22 protein-coding genes are annotated in these 20478 nt (G+C 60.7%); 6 read left to right on the forward strand and 16 right to left on the reverse strand.

The genetic code is table 11. The features are described from left to right. A complete protein-coding gene (gene metW / locus ACHEXL_RS14085; RefSeq protein WP_416560024.1) occupies window positions 1-585 on the reverse strand; it encodes a methionine biosynthesis protein MetW in 585 nt (194 codons plus the stop codon). Continuing rightward, window positions 582-1736 carry a homoserine O-succinyltransferase MetX gene (metX, locus tag ACHEXL_RS14090; RefSeq protein WP_416560025.1) on the reverse strand — a complete coding sequence of 385 codons (1155 nt, stop codon included), beginning with the start codon at window positions 1734-1736 and terminating at the stop codon, window positions 582-584. Before metX ends, metW begins: the two co-directional genes overlap by 4 nt. A gap of 200 nt (window positions 1737-1936) precedes the next feature. On the opposite strand from metX, the gene ACHEXL_RS14095 reads away from it, so the two are divergent. Continuing rightward, on the forward strand, window positions 1937-2752 hold the full coding sequence (locus ACHEXL_RS14095) for a formate/nitrite transporter family protein (protein ID WP_416560026.1): 816 nt from the start codon (window positions 1937-1939) through the stop codon (window positions 2750-2752). Between the two features lie 25 nt (window positions 2753-2777). Here the strand turns inward: ACHEXL_RS14095 and ACHEXL_RS14100 are convergent, their stop codons facing one another. Further along, on the reverse strand, window positions 2778-3344 hold the full coding sequence (locus ACHEXL_RS14100; RefSeq protein ID WP_416560027.1) for a TMEM165/GDT1 family protein: 567 nt from the start codon (window positions 3342-3344) through the stop codon (window positions 2778-2780). Between the two features lie 169 nt (window positions 3345-3513). Between ACHEXL_RS14100 and ACHEXL_RS14105 the strand changes: the two genes are divergently transcribed. Then, on the forward strand, window positions 3514-4716 hold the full coding sequence (locus tag ACHEXL_RS14105) for an ammonium transporter (protein ID WP_416560028.1): 1203 nt from the start codon (window positions 3514-3516) through the stop codon (window positions 4714-4716). Between the two features lie 228 nt (window positions 4717-4944). Then, the gene (locus ACHEXL_RS14110) at window positions 4945-5490 is read left to right on the forward strand and encodes an RNA recognition motif domain-containing protein (protein ID WP_416560029.1); all 546 of its coding nucleotides are present in this window, start codon (window positions 4945-4947) and stop codon (window positions 5488-5490) included. Window positions 5491-5622: 132 nt separating this feature from the next. On the opposite strand, the gene lptC is transcribed toward ACHEXL_RS14110, so the two are convergent. The 3 genes from lptC to ACHEXL_RS14125 are packed head-to-tail and all read right to left on the reverse strand — an operon-like array spanning window position 5623 to window position 7791. Then, window positions 5623-6228, reverse strand: a complete 606-nt coding sequence (lptC, locus tag ACHEXL_RS14115; RefSeq protein WP_416560030.1) for an LPS export ABC transporter periplasmic protein LptC — start codon at window positions 6226-6228, stop codon at window positions 5623-5625. Next, window positions 6225-6812, reverse strand: coding sequence for a KdsC family phosphatase (locus ACHEXL_RS14120; protein ID WP_416560031.1), 588 nt, complete (start codon window positions 6810-6812; stop codon window positions 6225-6227). The genes lptC and ACHEXL_RS14120 overlap by 4 nt, the downstream gene beginning before the upstream one ends. Before the next feature lies 1 nt (window position 6813). Beyond that, complete coding sequence (locus ACHEXL_RS14125) at window positions 6814-7791, reverse strand: KpsF/GutQ family sugar-phosphate isomerase (RefSeq protein WP_416560032.1); 978 nt, start codon at window positions 7789-7791, stop codon at window positions 6814-6816. A gap of 123 nt (window positions 7792-7914) precedes the next feature. Here ACHEXL_RS14125 and ACHEXL_RS14130 point away from each other — a divergent pair, with 123 nt between their 5' ends. The 3 genes from ACHEXL_RS14130 (at window position 7915) to ACHEXL_RS14140 (ending at window position 11078) form a co-directional block, all read left to right on the forward strand. Next, window positions 7915-9900 (forward strand): cation:proton antiporter, encoded by a 1986-nt coding sequence (locus ACHEXL_RS14130; RefSeq protein ID WP_416560033.1) that lies wholly within the window; start codon window positions 7915-7917, stop codon window positions 9898-9900. Between the two features lie 3 nt (window positions 9901-9903). Then, on the forward strand, window positions 9904-10458 hold the full coding sequence (locus ACHEXL_RS14135; RefSeq protein ID WP_108427211.1) for an adenine phosphoribosyltransferase: 555 nt from the start codon (window positions 9904-9906) through the stop codon (window positions 10456-10458). Window positions 10459-10541: 83 nt separating this feature from the next. Continuing rightward, window positions 10542-11078 (forward strand): 2,4'-dihydroxyacetophenone dioxygenase family protein, encoded by a 537-nt coding sequence (locus ACHEXL_RS14140; protein ID WP_416560034.1) that lies wholly within the window; start codon window positions 10542-10544, stop codon window positions 11076-11078. Between the two features lie 93 nt (window positions 11079-11171). Here the strand turns inward: ACHEXL_RS14140 and ACHEXL_RS14145 are convergent, their stop codons facing one another. From ACHEXL_RS14145 to rpmH, 10 genes are all read right to left on the reverse strand, one after another. Next, a complete protein-coding gene (locus ACHEXL_RS14145) occupies window positions 11172-12131 on the reverse strand; it encodes a branched-chain amino acid ABC transporter permease (RefSeq protein WP_416560035.1) in 960 nt (319 codons plus the stop codon). Between the two features lie 4 nt (window positions 12132-12135). Further along, window positions 12136-13020 (reverse strand): branched-chain amino acid ABC transporter permease, encoded by an 885-nt coding sequence (locus tag ACHEXL_RS14150; protein WP_416560036.1) that lies wholly within the window; start codon window positions 13018-13020, stop codon window positions 12136-12138. Window positions 13021-13056: 36 nt separating this feature from the next. Beyond that, the gene (locus tag ACHEXL_RS14155) at window positions 13057-14271 is read right to left on the reverse strand and encodes an ABC transporter substrate-binding protein (RefSeq protein WP_416560037.1); all 1215 of its coding nucleotides are present in this window, start codon (window positions 14269-14271) and stop codon (window positions 13057-13059) included. 25 nt (window positions 14272-14296) lie between these two features. Then, complete coding sequence (locus ACHEXL_RS14160) at window positions 14297-15007, reverse strand: ABC transporter ATP-binding protein (RefSeq protein WP_291933726.1); 711 nt, start codon at window positions 15005-15007, stop codon at window positions 14297-14299. Beyond that, complete coding sequence (locus ACHEXL_RS14165; protein ID WP_108427217.1) at window positions 15000-15776, reverse strand: ABC transporter ATP-binding protein; 777 nt, start codon at window positions 15774-15776, stop codon at window positions 15000-15002. Before ACHEXL_RS14165 ends, ACHEXL_RS14160 begins: the two co-directional genes overlap by 8 nt. Window positions 15777-16156: 380 nt before the next feature. Next, the gene (mnmE, locus tag ACHEXL_RS14170; protein ID WP_416560038.1) at window positions 16157-17569 is read right to left on the reverse strand and encodes a tRNA uridine-5-carboxymethylaminomethyl(34) synthesis GTPase MnmE; all 1413 of its coding nucleotides are present in this window, start codon (window positions 17567-17569) and stop codon (window positions 16157-16159) included. A 71-nt stretch (window positions 17570-17640) separates the two neighbouring features. Then, a complete protein-coding gene (gene yidC / locus ACHEXL_RS14175) occupies window positions 17641-19320 on the reverse strand; it encodes a membrane protein insertase YidC (RefSeq protein WP_416560039.1) in 1680 nt (559 codons plus the stop codon). Next, on the reverse strand, window positions 19317-19592 hold the full coding sequence (gene yidD / locus ACHEXL_RS14180) for a membrane protein insertion efficiency factor YidD (RefSeq protein ID WP_416560040.1): 276 nt from the start codon (window positions 19590-19592) through the stop codon (window positions 19317-19319). The genes yidC and yidD overlap by 4 nt, the downstream gene beginning before the upstream one ends. Beyond that, window positions 19589-20035 (reverse strand): ribonuclease P protein component, encoded by a 447-nt coding sequence (locus tag ACHEXL_RS14185; RefSeq protein WP_416560041.1) that lies wholly within the window; start codon window positions 20033-20035, stop codon window positions 19589-19591. The genes yidD and ACHEXL_RS14185 overlap by 4 nt, the downstream gene beginning before the upstream one ends. Before the next feature lie 67 nt (window positions 20036-20102). After that, entirely contained in the window at window positions 20103-20237 is a 135-nt protein-coding gene (gene rpmH / locus ACHEXL_RS14190) for a 50S ribosomal protein L34 (RefSeq protein ID WP_005798102.1), read from the reverse strand. Window positions 20238-20478 lie beyond the last annotated feature (241 nt).

The raw sequence follows: 20478 nt of genomic DNA on the forward strand, positions 1-20478 counted from the left end.
TCAGCTGCGCTGCAGTTTGTACACCGCTGTGCCGGCCATCAGGTTGGGCAACACACGCACTTCCTGTCCGTGTTGCAGACCGAAGGCATCCACCACCTGCAGGTGGTTTTTGCGGGCCAGGTCGCCAAAGTCGGCAAAGGTGCCCACGCGGATGTTGGGCGTGTCGTACCACTGGTAAGGCAGGCGTTTGGTCACCGGCATGCGGCCTTGCAGCACGCTCAGGCGGTTGAACCAGTGCGCAAAGTTAGGGAAGGCCACGATGCCCACGCGGCCCACGCGCACCGTTTCGCGCAGCATGGTTTCGGCATTGCGCAGGTGTTGCAGGGTGTCGATTTGCAGCACCACGTCAAACGATTGGTCGGCAAACAGGCTCAGGCCTTCGTCCAGGTTGAGCTGGATCACGTTCACGCCGCGCTGCACGCAGGCGTGCACATTGGCGTCGTCCAGCTCCACGCCGTAGCCGGTGCAGCCATTGTGTTGTTGCAGATACGCCAGCAAGGCGCCGTCGCCACAGCCCAGGTCGAGCACGCGGGCGCCTTGCGGCACCAGTCGGGCAATGGCTTGCATGATCAGGGGGTCGCTCATGCCGCACCTCCTTCGTTCAAAGTCTTTGCCATGTTGTCAAAGTAAGAGCGCACCACATTCATGTAGCGGGCATCGTCGAGCAAAAAGGCGTCGTGTCCGTGCGGTGCGTCGATTTCGGCGTAGCTCACGTCGCGGTGGTTGTCCAGCAGGGCCTTGACCATCTCGCGGCTGCGGGCAGGCGAAAAGCGCCAGTCGGTGGTAAAACTGACCAGCAGGAATTTGCAGCGGGCCCGAGCAAAAGCCTGTGACAAATCGCCGCCAAAGGCGCGGGCCGGATCGAAGTAATCGAGCGCCCGGGTGATCAGCAAATAGGTGTTGGCGTCAAAGTACTCGCTGAACTTGTCGCCCTGGTAGCGCAGGTAGCTTTCGATCTGGAACTCCACTTCCTGTGTGGAGTATTTGTAGCCGGTGGCGTTGTGCGTCACCGCCGCACGCAGCTCGCGGCCAAACTTTTCGTTCATCACGTCGTCGCTCAAATACGTGATGTGGCCGATCATGCGGGCGATGCGCAGGCCGCGCTTGGGCACCACGCCTTGTGCATAAAAGTGCCCATCGTGGAAATCGGGGTCCGTCACGATGGCGCGGCGGGCCACTTCGTTGAAGGCGATGTTTTCGGCATTCAGGTTGGGCGCACTGGCCACCACCACGGCGTGCTTGACGCGCTCGGGGTATTGCAGCGTCCAGCTCAGCGCCTGCATGCCGCCCAGGCTGCCGCCCATCACGGCGGCCAGTTGTTCAATGCCCAGTGCGTCCAGCAAGCGGGCTTGGGCGTTGACCCAGTCTTCTACTGTGACCACGGGGAAGTCCGCGCCATACACGCCCCCGGTGTCGGGGTTGATGTGCATGGGGCCGGTGGAGCCAAAGCACGAGCCCAGGTTGTTCACGCCGATGACAAAGAAGCGGTCGGTGTCGAGTGATTTGCCGGGGCCGATCATGTTGTCCCACCAGCCCACGTTGTGGGGTTGGTCGGCGTACACGCCCGCCACATGGTGCGAGGCGTTGAGCGCGTGGCAGATCAGCACCGCGTTGGATTTGTCGGCGTTGAGCGTGCCGTAGGTTTCGTAGCTCAGCGAATAGCCACGGATGGACGCACCGCTTTGCAAAGGCAAAGGGGCTTCAAACAGCATGCTTTGGGATTCGGCGATCAGCATCGAAGGTGTTCAGGTGTACAAAAAACAAAACCCGGCTTCGCAGTCAGCTGGGCCGGGCTTCAGTGGGTTGAAACACACGCCATTTAGCTGAATTTCGAAACCAGGGGTTCCGGCGCCCGCAATCGGGTTCAAATCGGCGCATGAAGCCGAGTATAAGGGCGAAGGACAAGCCCTATCAGAAGCACGCCGCAGGAGCAAGCATGTCAGATCTTTATGGCTCGGACGCCTACAGTCCCGTCGAAATCGCCCGCCGCATCGAGTCGGTGGGCGAAGCCAAAGCTCGCATGGCTTTGCTCCCGCTGGCTTTGCTCGGGGTGCTGGCTGGCGCCTTCATTGGGCTGGGGGCCATGCTGTTTGTACTGGTCAAGTCCGACCCGACGCTGGGTTTTGCCGCCAGTTCGGTGCTGGGCGGTTTGGTGTTTGCCATGGGATTGCTGATGGTCGTGGTGGCCGGGGCCGAGCTGTTCACCGGTAACAACCTGATCGTCATGGCCTGGGCCGATGGCCGGGTCAGCGCAGCGCAGGTGTTGCGCAACTGGGTCATCGTGTGCCTGGCCAATTTGGTGGGCGCGGCCGGGTTGGCGCTGCTGGTGTTTGCCAGCGGCCACGCCAGCCTGAACGGCGGCGCGATTGGCCATAAGGTGGTGCAGATGGCTGTGGCCAAGCAGGAGTTGCCCTTTGTCACCGCGCTGCTGCGCGGCGTGTTGTGCAATGTGCTGGTGTGCATGGCGGTGTGGATGGCCATGGCCGGGCGCAGCGTGACCGACAAAGCGGTGGCCGTGGCGCTGCCGGTGATGGCGTTTGTGGCGGCGGGCTTTGAACACAGCATCGCCAACATGTACCTGATGCCACTGGCCATGTTGTTGCAGCAAAGCGGCCTGGCGGGCTACCCCGCCGTCACCTGGGGCGGCATGCTCAGCAATTGGATGCCCGTGATTTTGGGCAATCTGCTGGGGGGCGCGGTGCTGGTGGCTGGGGTTTACCACGTCATTTACAAGCGCCAGCCTTCGGCTTGACGCTCACGCTTAGGCAAACCAGCGCTCAGGCGCCCCAGCCGGACAAAGCAATCACGCCCAGCACGGCGAAGATGCCTGCCGAGATCAGGTGCACCAAACGCAGCGGCACGCGCTTGGTGATGGCGTCGCCCAGCCACACCACAGGGGCATTGGCCAGCATCATGCCCAGCGTGGTGCCGGCCACCACAGCGAACCAGGCGTTGTATTGTGCGGCCAGCATGACGGTGGCGATCTGCGTCTTGTCGCCCATCTCGGCCAGAAAGAAAGCCACCACGGTGGTCAGGAACACGCCCATGCGCGGGGCGCTGTCGCCGTCTTCGTCATCCAGCTTGTCGGGGATCAACATCCAGACAGCCATCGCGATGAAGGACGCACCCAGCACCCAGCGCAGCACATCGGGCCCCATCATGGTGGTGACCCAGCTGCCCACCGCCCCGGCCAGGCCGTGGTTGGCCAGCGTGGCCACCAAGATGCCCAGCACGATGGGCCAGGGCTTGCGAAAACGGGCGGCCAGCACCAGCGACAGCAGCTGGGTTTTGTCGCCCATTTCAGCCAGGGCCACGATGCCGGTGGAGACGAGGAAAGCTTCCATGTGAATATGCTGCGAGGCGTTTTCAAAAAACAGAATCTTACGTGAGTGCCCTGAAGGCGCTGGCTTGACGTGCATCAATTTGGGCCTAATTCTTGCTATTGTTTGGTGCGCCGAGGGCTTTTCAGCCCTTTATGCACCAAATCAATTCAAAAAACCTCAAGAGACGGTCATGGAAGCACTGAAACAGGGCGCGGATGCGCTATTTATTTTGTTGGGCGGCATCATGGTGCTGGCCATGCACGCCGGTTTTGCCTTTTTGGAGCTGGGCACCGTCCGCAAAAAGAACCAGGTCAATGCGCTGGTGAAGATCCTGGTGGATTTTTCGGTGTCCACCGTGGTTTATTTTGTGGTGGGTTACAGCGTGGCTTACGGCACCACGTTTTTTGTAGGAGCCGAGCAGCTGGCTGCCAAGAACGGGTACGACCTGGTCAAGTTCTTCTTTTTGCTGACTTTTGCCGCGGCCATTCCCGCCATCATTTCTGGCGGGATTGCCGAGCGGGCCAAGTTCTGGCCCCAGTTGATCGCCACCGCAGTGATCGTGGGCTTTGTCTACCCCTTCTTCGAGGGCATCGCCTGGAACCAGCACTTTGGTGTGCAGGTCTGGATCAAGGCGCTGACGGGCGATGAGTTCCATGACTTTGCGGGCTCGGTGGTGGTCCACGCCATGGGCGGCTGGATCGCTTTGCCCGCGGTGGTCTTGCTGGGTGCCCGCTACAACCGCTACCGCAAGGACGGTCAGGTCTCGGCGCACCCGCCGTCGAGCATCCCGTTTCTGGCTTTGGGCTCGTGGATTCTGATCGTGGGCTGGTTCGGCTTCAATGTGATGAGTGCCCAGACCTTGGACAAGATTTCGGGTTTGGTGGCGGTCAACTCCCTGATGGCGATGGTGGGCGGCACTTTGGCGGCTTTGTTGCTGGGCAAGAACGACCCCGGTTTTGTGCACAACGGCCCTTTGGCGGGTTTGGTAGCGGTGTGTGCGGGCTCCGATTTGATGCACCCATTTGGTGCGCTGGTCACTGGTGCGGTGGCGGGCGCCCTGTTTGTGGTCATGTTCACCCTGACCCAGAACAAATGGAAGATCGACGATGTGCTGGGCGTTTGGCCCTTGCATGGCATTTGCGGTGCCTGGGGCGGGATTGCCGCTGGCATTTTTGGTACCACCGGTCTGGGTGGTCTGGGGGGCGTCAATTTGACGGCGCAGTTGATCGGCACTGCGCTGGGCGTGGTTTGGGCTTTGCTGGGCGGGGTGCTGGTCTATGGTGTCCTGAAGTGGACTTTGGGCCTGAAACTCAGCCCGGAAGAAGAGTACGACGGTGCTGATTTGAGTGTCCACAAAATCAGCGCCACACCGGACCGTGAAGTGAGTTGGTAAAACAACAGATTGGTGCGGCAGACCACATTCTGCGCGGCTTCGGGGGATTACCCCTTGCGTTTTTTTTTGTTTTATCACTCATAATTACCGGACTTCACTGTCAGAAGCAGCGAAGTCATGTTTGCGGTGACCAGATCAGTTTCGCTTTCCTTCCGATGTTTTCAGGTTTGTCGAATGCGTTTTCGGAGCTCCATCGCTTTTATCTCTGTGTTTTGAGGAGTCCCTTTCATGGGCAACAAACTTTATGTCGGCAACCTGCCTTACTCGGTTCGCGACGGCGATCTGGAACAAGCCTTCGGTGAATTCGGTGCTGTGACCAGCGCCAAAGTCATGATGGAACGTGACACTGGCCGCTCCAAAGGCTTTGGCTTTGTGGAAATGGGCAGCGATGACGAAGCACAAGCGGCGATCAACGGCATGAACGGCCAGCCTCTGGGCGGCCGCAACGTGGTGGTGAACGAAGCCCGCCCCATGGAAGCCCGTCCCCCCCGCACTGGCGGTGGTGGTTTTGGTGGTGGCGGCGGTTACGGCGGTGGTCGCCGTGAAGGCGGCGGTGGCTACGGCGGCGGTCGCGAAGGCGGCGGCGGTTTTGGTGGCGGCCGTGAAGGCGGTGGCGGTGGCGGTGGCTACGGCGGCGGTCGTCGCGAAGGTGGCGGCGGTTACGGTGGTGGCGAAGGCGGCGGCGGTGGTTTCCGCAGCCCCTACGGTGCCGGCCCTCGCGGTGGTGGCGGTCGCCGTGAAGGCGGTGGCGGCGGCTACGGCGGCGGTTACTGATTCACACACCGGGCCTGTGCACAGACAGGCCTTTAAATTCTGACAAAGCCCTGCACTGCAGGGCTTTGTTGTTTGCGGGGTTTGTTCAGGCGAACGTCTTCAGGCCATGGGGCATGTGACCGGCGGCCCCATTCATGGCGTCTTTCGGGGTTGGGGGGTCAAGGTGCCACGTACGCGGCCCTGCAGCACGTGTTCGCCGGTGCTGCTGTTGAAGTTCATGGAGTCGGCCGTGAAGACATCGCGGTCACGGGTGATTTGCACCGGGTCGGTAGACACCACGCGATCTTCGTCGGGCAAGGCGACCAGGCGCTCACCCCGCAGTTCAATTTGAGGACGGGTCTCTTGAGGGTGTTTGATGGCGTAGGCATTGCCGATCAAGGTGACTTGTGTGCCATCGTCGGTGGCGACACCCTGCTCAGCGCGGGCGTTCATCTTCGCACCGCTGTCGCTTACGGCATAAATGCGAATCTGGTCAATGTGCAAGGCCTCGGTGGCCGGATAGTGTTGAGCCTTGTCGCCCATGATTTCGCGGCTCAGGCGTCCGCTGGCATTGAAAGACTTGACCGAGAAATCGACCAAGCGGTAGTCGGGGTCCTGCCGTACTGGCTTGTTGACCTCGGGGGTGAGCAGCGCCGGCACGCTTCTGACCAGCCACCAGCTGCCCGAAGCGAGCAGGGCCATCACGATCAAAGGCAGGTAAATGCTCAATCTGTCGAGCAGGCGGCGCAACCCGTTCATGCCGAAGGACCGGTGTGTGAGCTGATGCCGACCTGTGCCAGCAAGCGTGCGTAATGTCCGCCAGCCACCAGCAACAGGTCACAAAACGCACGTCCTGCGCCTTCGCCACCGCGCTCGGCCGTGATGTGGTGTGCCACCGCCTTGGCTTGGGCGTGCCCGTTGGCGGGGGCGCAGGCAAAGGCCACGCGCTGCATCACCGGCAAATCGGGCCAGTCGTCGCCCATGGCGGCCGCTTGCGCCCAGCTCAAACCCAGGGCGTGCAGAAAATCTTCGGCAGCCGGGCGTTTGTCTTCGGTGCCAAAGCGGGCGTGCGTGATGCCCAGCGCCTTCAGACGCAGGCGCAGCGCGGGCGAGTCGCGCCCGGTGATGACCACGGGCGTGATGCCTGCTTGCTGCAGCAATTTAAGACCTTGCCCGTCCAGCGTGTTGAAGCGCTTGAGTGCCTCGCCGCTTTCCGAAAAATACAGCCCACCATCGGTCAGTACGCCGTCGACATCGAAAAAAGCCACGCGAATGCTTTGCGCTTGCAGCAACAATTCAGGCGGGTAATGCAGGGCCGGTGTGAGCGCTTTGACGGTTTGCATTTCAGATCACCTTGGCCCGCATCAGGTCGTTGGTGTTCAGGGCGCCACACAGGTGCCCGGCTTCGTCGACCACGAGGATGCTGGTGATGCGCCATTGCTCCATCATCTCGGCCGCTTCGACGGCCAGCGCGTCAACCCGGATGGTGCGGGGGCTGGCGTGCATCACATCGCGTGCCCGCAGACTGCGCAGGTCCGCGCCTTTTTCGATCAAGCGGCGCAAGTCACCATCGGTGAACACCCCCAGCACGCGGCCTTCGGCGTCGGTCACGGCGGTCGCGCCCAAGCCTTTGCTGCTCATTTCGCGCATGAGGGCGGTGAATTCGGCATCCGGTCCGACCTGCGGCACATCGCTGCCCTTGCGCATCACATCGGCCACATGGGTGAGCAGCCTGCGGCCCAGCGAACCACCCGGGTGCGAGCGGGCAAAGTCTTCAGGTTTGAAGCCCCGGGCATCGAGCAGGGCTACGGCCAAGGCATCGCCCATGGCCAATTGGGCGGTGGTGCTGGCGGTAGGGGCCAAATTCAGGGGGCAGGCTTCTTTGTCGACAGAGCAGTCGAGCACTATGTCGGCGTGGCGGGCCAATGAGGATTGCAGGCCGCCAGTCAGTGCGATCAGGGGCACGCCCTGGCGTTTGAGGACCGGCAAGATGGCGACGAGTTCGTCGCTTTCACCGCTGTTGGAGATGGCCAGGACCACGTCGATGCCCTGGATCATGCCCAGGTCGCCATGGCTGGCTTCGCCGGGGTGGACAAACATGGCCGGGGTGCCGGTCGATGCCAGGGTGGCGGCAATCTTGCGGCCTATATGCCCGCTTTTACCCATGCCGGTGACCACCACGCGCCCTTGCGCGCCCAGCACCATGTTCACGGCCTGGACAAAGCGCTCGTCCAGGCGGGCTTTGAGTTGCAGCAAGGCTGCAGCCTCGATGTCGAGGGTATCGCGGGCGAGTTGCAGGGTGTGGTCTGAATGGGCGAGCATGATGGGCATTTTATCGGTCGGCGTGCGGCGCCCTGAAACAGGCGTGCCCAATTCCACACCCGAGCCGTGAACAGATCACTGGCCTCGCCATGATGCGTCACATGTGCTTGTTACCATTGAAGCATGAGCGCTTTGGAGTTGACCCTGTTGTATTTGTTGGCCGCCGTGTTGGGTGTGGTGGGCTGCCGCATGCTGAAGCTGCCGCCGATGCTCGGTTATCTGGCGGTGGGCGTGGTCATTGGCCCCAATGCATTGGCGCTGGCGCAAAACTCCGAGGGCGTGAAACACCTGGCCGAGTTCGGCGTGGTGTTCCTGATGTTTGTGATCGGGCTGGAGTTCAACCTGCCCAAGTTGCGTTCCATGCGCAAGCACGTGTTTGGCCTGGGCCTGTTGCAGGTGCTGTTGACGCTGGTGATCGTGACGGTGTTTTCCTTGTTTGTCGCCACCTTGGCCCCTACGCTCTGGAAGATGGAGTGGCAAACCGCGCTGGCGCTGTCGAGCGCCATGGCCATGAGCAGCACGGCCATCGTGATCAAGCTGGTGGCCGACCGGCTGGAGCTGGAGTCCGAGCACGGTAAGCGGGTGATCGGCGTGTTGCTATTTCAGGATTTGGCGGTGGTGCCACTGATCGTGATGATCCCGGCCTTGAGCGCCCCCGCCGACCAGATGTTGTCGGCTTTGCTGTTGGCGGCAGCCAAGGCCGCTGTGCTGATCACTTTGCTCATGACTGGTGGGCAGCGTGTCATGCGCTGGTGGCTGACGCTGGTGGCGCGGCGCAAAAGCGAAGAGCTTTTTGTGCTGAACCTGTTGCTGGTCACCTTGGGATTGGCCTGGATCACCGAACTGGCGGGCCTGAGCTTGGCGCTGGGGGCTTTCATCGCCGGCATGCTGATATCAGAGACTGAGTACAAGCACCAGGTGGAGCTGGACATCCGGCCCTTCCATGATGTGCTGCTGGGCCTGTTTTTCATCACCATCGGCATGATGCTGGACTGGCACATTGTGGTCGAGCGCTGGCCGCTGGTCTTGCTGCTCACCACCTTACCCGTGCTGTTCAAATTGGTCATGGTGACTGCGTTGGCCAAGCTGACCGGTGCGCCCAACGGGGTGGCCCTGCGCACCGGCTTGTACCTGGCGCAGGCGGGTGAGTTCGGGTTTGTGTTGCTGACACTGGGGGCGCAGAGCAACATCATCCCGCCCGCCTTGCTCAACCCGGTGCTGGCCAGCATGGTGCTGTCCATGATGGCCACGCCGTTCATCATCATGCACAGCGACCGCATCGTGCTCAAGGTCGTGGCCAGCGAGTGGTTGCAACAGTCCTTGCAGATGACCACCATCGCCCGCAAGTCGATCAACACCAGCAAGCACGTCATCATTTGTGGCTATGGGCGATGCGGCCAAAACCTGGCCCGCATGCTCGAAAAGGAAAACATCCCCTACATGGCACTCGACTTGGACCCCGACCGGGTGCGCCAAGCCGCTGCGGCCGGAGATTCGGTCGTGTTTGGCGATGCCGGACGTTTGCAATCGCTCATGGCCGCAGGCCTGGCACGCGCCAGCGCGGTGGTGATCACCTACCTCGACGTGCCCGCGGCCATGAAGGTGCTGGACCACACCCACAGCCATGCGCCGCAGGTGCCGGTGATCGTGCGCACACAAGACGATCTGGACCTGGAAAAACTGCAGCTGGCGGGGGCCACCGAGGTGGTGCCCGAGGCGCTTGAGGGCTCGCTCATGCTGGCCAGCCATGCGCTGGCGCTGGTGGGCGTGCCCATGCGCCGCGTGATCCGCATCGTGCAAGACCAGCGCGATGCCCGCTACAACCTGCTGCGTGGTTATTTCCATGGCGCGGACGACGACACGCTGGACGAAATCGACCACGAGCGTTTGACCACCGTGGGGCTGCCCCTGGCCTCACCCTGGTTGGGCAAGCAGATCAAGGACCTGGCTTTTCACGCCATGGGCGTGCGTGTGGTGAACCTGCGCCGCGCCAATGGCCAGTCAGAAAAAGTGAGCGATGACACCGAGCTGTTCTCGGGCGATACGCTGGTGCTGTCGGGCAAATCCCAAACGTTGGCGGTGGCCGAAGAGAAACTTTTGCGAGGTTGAGGCATGGACGATCTGAACGTCAACGACTATTTGAAAAGCCATATCCGAACGGTGCCCGACTGGCCTGCGCCGGGTGTGCAGTTTCGTGACATCACACCGCTGTTGCAAGATCCGCGCGTTTTTCGCGTGCTGATCGATGCTTTTGTGCACCGTTACATGCACCCGGCCTTGCGCCCTGACGTGGTGGCGGGGCTGGATGCGCGGGGCTTCATTCTGGGTTCTGTGGTGGCTTACGAGCTGGGGCTGGGTTTTGTGCCCATCCGCAAAAAGGGCAAGCTGCCCTTCACCACGGTGGAAGAAACCTACGAGTTGGAATACGGCAGCGCTACTGTGGAGCTGCACACCGATGCGGTCCAACCCGGCCAGCGTGTGCTGCTGATCGACGACCTGATCGCCACGGGCGGCACCATGATGGCGGGCAAAAAGCTGCTGGAGAAACTGGGGGCTACCGTGATCGAGGGTGCCGCCATTGTGGATTTGCCCGAGCTGGGTGGGTCCGACCGGATTCGGGCCGCGGGTTTGAAGCTGTTCACGCTGGTGTCTTTCGAGGGACATTGAGGCCAGCAGGCTGTCACGCACGGCGCTGACAAGGCGCTTGGACCGCTCTAAGCTGAGTGCTTTCCACTTGCCCCGGTCTACCCATGAGCTCCAACTACACCCCGCCAGCGGCCGCTGATGACCGCGTTCCTTATGCCAAACCCCAGCCTTGGGGCATGGCACCCGACATGGTGGTGCACAACGTGCAGACCGAAGACGAACGCCTGTGGGCGCCTGTGGGGCCGGGCATCTGGTCTCGCCCCCTGCACCTGAATGTGAGCGGGGGCTTTTATGTGCACCTGCTCAAGGTCAAGCGCTCGGGTTTGCTCCAGCGCCACCGACATTCGGGCATGGTGCACGCGCATGTGCTGCGCGGCAAATGGCTGTACCTGGAGCACGACTGGGTGGCCGAAGAGGGCAGCTATGTGTTCGAGCCCCCAGGCGAAACGCACACTCTGGTCGTGCCCGACGACTGCCAGGACATGGTGACGATGTTTACCGTTCACGGGGCGTTGATGTACGTCGACACCCAGGGCAACGCCACTGGGTATGACGACGTGTTCACCCGCATCGAAAAATACCGTGCCCACTTCGAAGCCGTTGGGCTGGGTGCAGATTACGTGAAGACCTTCATGCGCTGAAGCGCAAAGGTGGACAAGAAAACCGCCCAATAAAAAAACCGCCCCTCTGGGCGGTTTTTTCTTGGGGACCTCACTGTCAGGTGAGGACCGAACTCAAAGTGGTTTTTTGAGCCAGTTGGCGATCTCGCCCACGATGCCGCGGCGGAAAGCCAGCACGCAGATCACGAAGATCACACCCTGGATGATGGTGACCCAGGCGCCCAGCTGGGCCAGGTAGTTTTGCATGCTCACGATCACAGCTGCGCCGACCACCGGGCCAAACAAGGTGCCCAAGCCACCCACCAGCGTCATCAGCACCACTTCGCCCGACATGGACCAGTGCACGTCCGTCAAAGAGGCCAGCTGGAACACCAGTGACTTGGTAGCACCCGCCGTGCCGGCCAATGCGCCAGAGATGACAAAGGCAATCAGCTTGTACAGATCGGTGTCATAGCCCAGCGAGATGGCGCGGTCCTGGTTTTCGCGGATGGCTTTGAGGATCTGACCAAAAGGCGAGTGCACGATGCGCCAGATGAAGGCAAAACCCGCCAGGAAGATGGTCAGCACAAACAGGTACATGTTCGTGTTTTGTTCGAGGTCAAACACGCCAAACAGTTTGCCGCGAGGCACACTCTGGATACCGTCTTCACCACCGGTGAAAGGCGTTTGCAGGTAGAAGAAGAACACCATTTGCGAGAACGCCAAGGTGATCATCGCAAAGTAAATGCCTTGCCTGCGGATGGCCAATGAGCCTGTGACCAGGGCCAGCAAGGCCGAGCAGCCTGTGGCAAACAACACGGCCAGCTCGGGGTTCCAGCCCCAGACCTTGGCCGCATGCGCGGCGGCATAACCGGCGGTGCCCAAAAACATGGCGTGGCCGAATGACAGCAGGCCGCCAAAGCCGATGAGCAGGTTGAAGGCGCAGGCGAACAAGGCAAAGCACATGACCTTCATCAGGAAGATCGGGTAGACCCAAATGGGCGCGATGACCAGAACCGCCACCATGATGGCGAAGGCCACCCACTGGTGCGTGAAAGACTGGGTCTTGAAGGAGGGCGTCGAGACAGTGGTCATGGTCTTACTTCTGGGTGCCGAACAACCCGGCAGGCTTGATCAGGAGAACAATGGTCATGATGATGAAAATCACCGTGCTGGAAGCTTCGGGGTAGAAGACCTTGGTCAGGCCTTCGATCAGGCCTAGGCCGAAACCGGTCAGGATGGCCCCCATGATGGAGCCCATGCCGCCAATCACCACCACCGCAAACACCACGATGATGATGTCGGCACCCATGGTCGGGTTGACCTGGTAGACGGGTGCAGCCATGACGCCAGCAAAGGCGGCCAATGCCACGCCGAAGCCATACGTCAGGGTGATCATGCGCGGCACGTTGATGCCGAACGCCTGCACCAGGCTGGGGTTTTCGGTGGCTGCGCGCAGGTAGGCGCCCAGCTTGGTTCGCTCGATCACGTACCAGGTGGACAAACATACCACCAGCGAAGCCACGATGACCCAGGCGCGGTACTTGGGCAGGAACATGAAGCCGGTGTTGTAGGCGCCCTGGAAAACCTCGGGCACCGGATAAGGCATGCCCGATGAGCCGAATTCGTGGCGGAACAAGCCCTGAATGATCAACGCCAGACCAAAGGTCAGCAGCAGGCCATACAGATGGTCGAGCTTGTAGAGCCGTTTGAGCATGGTGCGTTCAATGACCATACCGGTTGCGCCCACCAGAATCGGCGTGACGATGAGCGAAACCCAGTAATTGATGCCCAGTTTGGTGAGCGATAGGTAGGCCACGAAGGCGCCCAGCATGTACTGGGCGCCGTGGGTGAAGTTGATGATGTTCAGCAAGCCGAAAATCACGGCCAGACCCAGTGAGAGCAGTGCGTAAAAAGAGCCGTTGATCAGCCCGATCAGCAATTGCCCGAACAGGGCTTGCGAGGGTATGCCAAAGATTTCCATTGTGATGTTTCGACTTGCTTGAACTAAGGGGAGGGATTACTTCTTGACCAGAGGGCACTCGCTCTCGGCCAAGGGGCGGAAGGCCTCGTTGGCAGGGATCGTGGCGACCAGCTTGTAGTAGTCGTAAGGGCCCTTGGACTCGGCGGGCTTCTTGACCTGGAACAGATAGGCAGGGTGCAGTTTGCGGCCATCGGGGCGCACGCTGCCTTTGCCGAACAATGGGTCATCAGTGGGCAGCTCTTTCATCTTGGCGGCCACTTTGGTGCCGTCGTCGGTCTTGGCTGCATCCACAGCCTTCAGGTAGTGGATCACGCTGGAGTACACACCGGCTTGCACCATGGAGGGGTATTTGCCGCCGTTGGCTGCAGCAAAGCGCTTGGTGAAGGCACGTGTCTGGTCGTTCAGGTCCCAGTAGAAGGTTTCGGTCAGCATCAGGCCCTGTGCGGTGTTCAGGCCCAGCGAGTGAACGTCGGGCAGGAAGACCAGCAGACCTGCCAGGTTCTGGCCGCCTTTGGTGATGCCGAACTCAGCCGCTTGCTTGATCGAGTTGGTGGTGTCGCCACCGGCGTTGGCCAAACCGATGATCTTGGCCTTGGAGGCTTGAGCCTGCAGCAGGAACGAAGAGAAGTCCTGCGATGGGAAAGGCGTGCGGACCTTGCCCACGACCTTGCCGCCGTTCTTGACCACCACGGCTTCGGTGTCGCGCTCCAGGGCGTGGCCGAAGGCGTAGTCGGCGGTCAGGAAGAACCAGGTGTCACCACCGCTTTTGACAATCGCTTTGCCGGTGCCGTTGGCCAGCATCCAGGTGTCATAGGCCCAATGGATGGTGTTGGCGTTGCAGGCCTTGCCGCTCAGGTCGGCAGTGGCCGAACCGGAGTTGACGTGCAATTTGCCCTTGTCCGCAGAAATCTTGGCAATCGCCAGACCGACCGAGGAGGTGGGCACGTCGGCGATCATGTCCACCTTGTCGGTGTCGTACCACTGGCGGGCAATGTTGGAGCCCACATCGGGCTTGTTCTGGTGGTCGGCACCGACCACCTCGACCTTGAGCTTGCTGCCGGAGGCCTTGATGTAGTCCTCCACCGCCATTTTGGCGGCGCTCACCGAGCCGGGGCCGGTGATGTCGGAGTACAGACCCGACATGTCGTTGAGCACGCCGATCTTGACGATGCCGTCAGAGATCTGGGCTTGTGCACCGCCCGCAAAAGCGCAGGCAGCCATGGCGGCGAGGGAAAGAAGTTTGCGTTTCATCGTGTTGTCTCCAGTTAGAAAAAAATCAGACGCCCAGGTACTCGTTCAACATGCCCATCTTGGAGGACAGCTCCTGTGAGGTAAAGCTCTCCACCATCTGACCATGTTCCATCACGTAAAACCGGTCGGCCAAGGGCGCGGCAAACCGGAAGTTCTGCTCCACCATGATGATGGTGAAGCCCTTGGCCTTGAGGGCCGTGATCATGCGGGCCAGGGCCTGCACGATGACGGGCGCCAGGCCTTCGGAAATCTCGTCCAGCAACAAAAAGCGAGCACCGGTGCGCAGAATGCGACCCACAGCCAGCATCTGCTGCTCACCGCCCGACAGGCGGGTGCCTGGGCTGTTACGGCGTTCCTTCAGGTTGGGAAACATCTCGTAAATCTCATCGACCGACATGCCGTTGGGGGCAATCACGGGGGGGAGCAAGAGGTTTTCTTCGCAAGTCAGGGCCGAAAAAATACCCCGCTCTTCAGGGCAATAACCCAGACCCAGTTTGGCGATCTGGTGCGGTGCCCAGTTCACGGTTTCCTGGCCCTTGATGGTGATGGAGCCGGTGCGGCGACCCACCAGACCCAGGATGGACTTGACGGTGGTGGTGCGGCCCGCGCCATTGCGCCCCAGCAGCGTCACCACTTCGCCTTCGTTGACCGTGAGGTCCACACCGTGCAGGATGTGCGACTCGCCGTACCAGGCTTGCAGGTTGCTGATGCGCAGGAATTCTTTGGATTCAGCCATGGGCCCCCTCCAGCTGGTTGTCGGTGGTGCCCATGTAGGCTTCCAGCACTTGGGGATTTTGCGAAACCACGGCGTAAGGTCCTTCTGCGATCACTTGTCCACGTTGCAAGACACTGATGGTGTCTGCAATTTTGGACACCACACTCATGTTGTGTTCCACCATCAAGATGGTGCGGTTGGCGCCCACCTTCTTGATCAGCTGCGTCACGCGGTCCACGTCTTCGTGGCCCATGCCCTGGGTGGGCTCGTCCAGCAGCATCAACTCGGGCTCCATGGCCAAGGTCGTGGCAATTTCCAAAGCGCGCTTGCGGCCATAGGGCAGCTCCACCGCTGTGAGGTCGGCCATGCTGCCCAGGTCCACCTCGTCCAGCAAAGCCATGGCTTTGTCATTGAGCTGGCTCAGGCTGCGCTCGGAGCGCCAGAAATGCAGCGAAGTCCCGGTGGCGCGTTGCAAACCAATACGAACGTTTTCCATCACCGTGAGGTTGGGAAAAGTCGCCGAAATCTGGAAAGACCGCACGATGCCGCGCCGCGCCACCTGGGAGGGTTTTTCAGGCGTGATGTCGTGCCCGTTGAACAGGATCTGTCCACGGGTCGGAATCAGGAATTTGGTCAACAGGTTGAAGACGGTGGTCTTGCCTGCGCCGTTGGGCCCGATCAGTGCGTGGATGTGACCACGCTGCACATTCAGGCTCACGCCGTTGACGGCAACGAAGCCCTTGAACTCTTTGACAAGCTCTCGGGTTTCAAGAATGAAATTGCTGGACATCTGGACTGCTCTGGTTCATTGCTCGGCGGTTAAAAATTCTTAGCTTGTTCATTGTGCGGGGGGGCAGTCAGTTTCGTGTCATGGTTATCCCGAGGTCTTGTCACGCAGGCGTCTGTCGCGCAAGTTGCACAGCGGGTGTGTCGCCTGAAGGCGCTTGTGCTGAGCGCAGTGCTTTGCATCGGGCACCAGCACCGCCAAACCCAGTTGTCTCCCGCCAATCATGTCCATCGCCATGGTGAAGCGCTAAAGATGGGGTCAGCGATGGGAAGTGGCGCGGCCGAGGCGATCGAAGGCCTTGGCGGGAGCCGGCAGGTTGGTGCCCATCCAGTTCGATCGTCTGCGCAGACAGGCGTCTTGATCGTGGCTGAGTCTGGGCAAGCTCACTTGCCGATGCAGAAACTCGAAAAAATCACACCCAGCAAATCGTCGGCGCTGAATTCGCCGGTGATTTCGTTGAGCGCGTTCTGGGACAGGCGCAGCTCTTCGGCCAGCAGGTCGAGGTTTTGGGCTTGCGCGGCCAGGTGCGCGTCGGCCATTTCCAGGTGTTCGCGCACGCGGTGCAGCGCCTGCACATGGCGTTCGCGGGCGATGAACAGGCCTTCGCTGGCTTGCTGCCAACCGGCTTGCTGCAGCAGTTGCTGGCGCAGGGCCTGCAGGCCTTCGCCAGTGCGGGCTGAGAGCGTCAAGCCCATGCGCTCCCCCGACACCTGGGCCGCATCGGCCTTGTTCCACACATCGATCACCGCCACGCTGGCGGGCAAGCGGCTTTGCAGGGCGGCGGCAATGTCGGCATCGGCCGTGTCGTAATCGATCTTGCCCACGCGCGTGAGGTCGTGCAAGAACAGCACCGCGTCGGCCCCTTCAATTTGCCCCCAGGCGCGCGCAATGCCGATTTGTTCGACCTCGTCCACGCCCTCGCCTTCGCGCAGCCCGGCGGTGTCGATCACATGCAGTGGCACGCCTTCGATCTGGATGGTCTGCTGCACCACATCGCGTGTGGTACCCGCAATCGGTGTGACGATGGCCAGTTCGGCCCCGGCCAGTGCGTTGAGCAGAGAGCTCTTGCCCGCATTGGGCTGGCCCGCGATCACGACCTTGATGCCCTCGCGCAGCAAAGCGCCTTGCCGGGCTTTGCCCAGCACGGTGTGCAGCGCGGCTTGCAGGCGCGTCAGCTGCCCCTGCGCATCGGCCTTCTGCAGAAAGTCGATTTCTTCTTCCGGGAAGTCCAGCGTCGCCTCGACCAGCATGCGCAGGTGAATCAAGGCATCGCGCAGCCCATGAATTTCTTTGGAAAAATCTCCCGCCAAAGACCGGCTGGCGCTGCGGGCCGCAGCCTCGGTGCTGGCGTCGATCAGGTCGGCAATCGCCTCGGCTTGGGCCAAGTCGATCTTGTCGTTCAAAAAAGCGCGCTCGGAAAACTCGCCCGGCTGCGCCACGCGCAAAACCGCCAAACGGGGCTGCCCCGTGGCCGGGTCCACTTCGGCCGCCGCTTGCAGGCAACGCGCCACCAGCAGCTGCAAGACCACCGGACCGCCGTGCGCTTGCAACTCCAACACGTCTTCGCCAGTGAACGAATGCGGGGCCACAAAGTGCAGCGCCAGGCCGTGGTCGATGGGGCTGCCGTCGGCATCGGCAAAGGGCAGGTATGTGGCTTCGCGTGGTTTGAGGGGGCGCCCACACAGCGCCTGGATCAGCGGTGCCAGATGCTTGCCCGATACCCGCACAATGCCCACGGCCCCGCGACCGGGTGCGGTGGCAATGGCGACGATGGGTTCTTGGTGTCGGGCGAGCATGGGCGGTGGCAAATAGGTTAAATGAAAAATGGCAGAGGCCAAAAAAAGGCCGCTTGCGCGGCCTTTTGAATTTACTTGAACTTGGGCAGATTGAACTGCGGTGGCACGCCCATGCGGGTGTTGATCATCCACTGCTGCGCAATCGACAAAATGTTGTTCGTGATCCAGTACAGCACCAAGCCGGCCGGGAAGAAGAAGAACATCACCGAGAACACCAGCGGCATGATCCACATCAGCTTGGCTTGCATCGGATCAGGTGGCGCGGGGTTGAGCGCAGTCTGCAGCAAGGTGGTCAGTGTCATCACCAAAGGCAGGATGAAGTACGGATCGGGTGCGGACAAGTCGCGAATCCAGCCGATCCAGGGCGCATTGCGCATCTCGACGCTGGACAACAGCACCCAGTACAAGGCAATGAACACCGGGATCTGGATCATGATCGGGAAGCAGCCACCCATCGGGTTGACCTTTTCCTCGCGGTAGATCTTCATCATCTCCTGCTGCATCTTTTGCGGATCGTTTTTCAGGCGTTCGCGCATTTCCATGATCTTGGGGTTGATGGCTTTCATCTTGGCCATGCTGGCGTAAGCCTTGGCGTTGAGCCAATAAAAAGCGATCTTGAGCAGCAGCACCAGCGCCACAATGGACCAGCCCCAGTTCTGGATGAAGCTGAACAGCTTGTCGAGCAACCAGTACAAAGGCTTGGACAGCATGGCCAGCCAGCCGTAGTCCTTTACCAGGTCCAGGCCGGGGGCCAGGGCTTCGAGCACTTTTTCTTCTTGCGGACCGCTGAACAGCTGGGTGCTCACAGTCTTGGACTGGCCAGGCGCCAGTTCTGTCAGGGGCGTGATCATGCCCACGGCGTACAGGTTGGTGTCGACTTTGCGCACGAAGTTTTCGCGTTGAATACCGTCAGCCAGTAACCAGGCGGTGGCGAAGTAGTGCTGAACCATGGCCACATAGCCGTTGGGGGAGGACTTGTCGATCTCGGCCTTGTTCTTTTCGATGTCGCTGAACTCGACCTTTTGGTATTTCTTGGCCTCGGTGTAAATCGCGGGGCCTGTGAAGGTGGAATAGAACGACGATTCGCCTGCGGGCTTGTTGCCGTCACGCACCAGTTGCAGGTACAGCTGGGGTGACACGTTGGTGGTGCCTGTGTTGACCACTTCGTGCTTGACGCCGATGACATAGCTGCCACGCTGCAAGGTGTAAGTCTTGACCAGTTTCACGCCGTTTTGTGCATCGGATTCGAAGCGCAAGGTCAGCTCGTTCTGGCCGTCTTTCAGGCTGCGTTCACCGCTGAACTTCATGGCAGCCTTGTGCGTCGGGAAATCACCGCCGATCAGGCCGGTTTGCGCCACATAAACACGGCTGCTGCTTTGGTCGAGCAAGACAAAGGGCTTGCTGGCGTCCACAAAGTCGGCGTGACGGGTGAACTCGGTGCGCACCAGCGAGCCGCCTTCGGTGTCAAAGCTGAGCTTGAGCACGTCGGTAGCCACTTCGATTTTTTCGCGCGGCGCGGCAGAAGCGGCGGTTGCAGAAGTGGGCACTTGTCCGGGGGTAGCAGCTGGCGCTGCGGCCGAGGCAGAAGGCACGCCGTTGGCTGCAGGTGCCGCTGCAGTCGCTTGGGCTGCAACTTCCGGCTTGGGGAAGAAAGTGGCCTTGTTGCCGTTGTAAAGCTGCCATTGGTCCCACAGCAGAACCATGGAAAAACCAAAAATCACCCAAAGGATGGTGCGACGGATATCGTTCATGGGGTCTTCTTTGACGAAGTAGGAGAAAACAAATCAGAGAACAAGCGCGGGGCTTGTGGGGGAACGGGGTCGTGGCCACCCTGGCACCAGGGGCCGCAACGCATCAAGCGGTGAACGGTCAGGTAGCTGCCCATCGCTGCGCCATGCTGCGCCAGGGCTTGCAAAGCATAGGCCGAGCAAGTGGGCTCAAAACGGCAAGACGATCCGAGCCAAGGGCTCAGCAGCAAGCGGTAGCCGCGCACCACACCCATCAACAAGCGCTGGATGATCATGCTTGCGTCTCCTGCGTTGGCAGGCGTGTCGCACGCTCGAACAATTGCTCAAGCTCTTGGCGAACTGCCAGCTTCAAGTGCTCCGAGGTGGCGCTGATGAATTGCTTGCGGTCAAATGTGGATCGCAGGCGAACCACATGGGCTGCTACAGGCAAGCGATCGCCAAAGCGCTCACTCACGTTGTAGATTTGCCGCTTGATGGCATTGCGTGTCACAGCCCGCCGCGCCCAGCGCTTGGGCACCATGGCGCCCAGCCAAACGTCGAACAAGCCAAAAAGGGCCTGCTCCTGTGAAGGTGCAGGCCCGACCTGATCGGCTGGTGCCAAGGGGGTGTCCGTGGGGCGGGTCAAGGTCAGACGGTGCAACGCAAAATGCGCTGTGCGCGAGACGGTTCCTCCCGCCAGGGCGGCCTGAAATTGCGGGCGTGTTTTCAAACGCTGCACGATGGCCAAACCCTGGAGTCAACCGCCTGCAGTGGCGTCAGGCCACAGCCAGACGGTTGAAGAGGCATTAGACAGCCAGGCGCTTGCGGCCTTTGGCGCGACGTGCATTGATCACGGCGCGGCCACCACGGGTCTTCATGCGAACCAGAAAGCCGTGTGTACGGGCGCGACGTGTCTTGGATGGTTGGTAGGTGCGTTTCATAACTCTTCCTTTGTGCCCAATGCCATGAATCAGCGTTGGGCGAAACCCAAGATTATCGCAAACTTTCGGGCGGTCGGCAAATGAAGCGGTTTTCAATGCATCGGGTGTTCACGGAGGTCATCCAGCGCCGATGTGGTTTATGATGCCGTGGCGTACGCGATTCGGCATGTGGATAAGCTCTTGATAAGCCTGATTTCCCTGCCGTTTTTTCTCTCAACTGTCCACAAAAAATAAATACAAC

The sequence above is a fragment of the Limnohabitans sp. YIMB22184 genome (genome assembly GCF_048020265.1).
In the GTDB taxonomy this organism is placed as follows: domain Bacteria; phylum Pseudomonadota; class Gammaproteobacteria; order Burkholderiales; family Burkholderiaceae_C; genus Limnohabitans_A.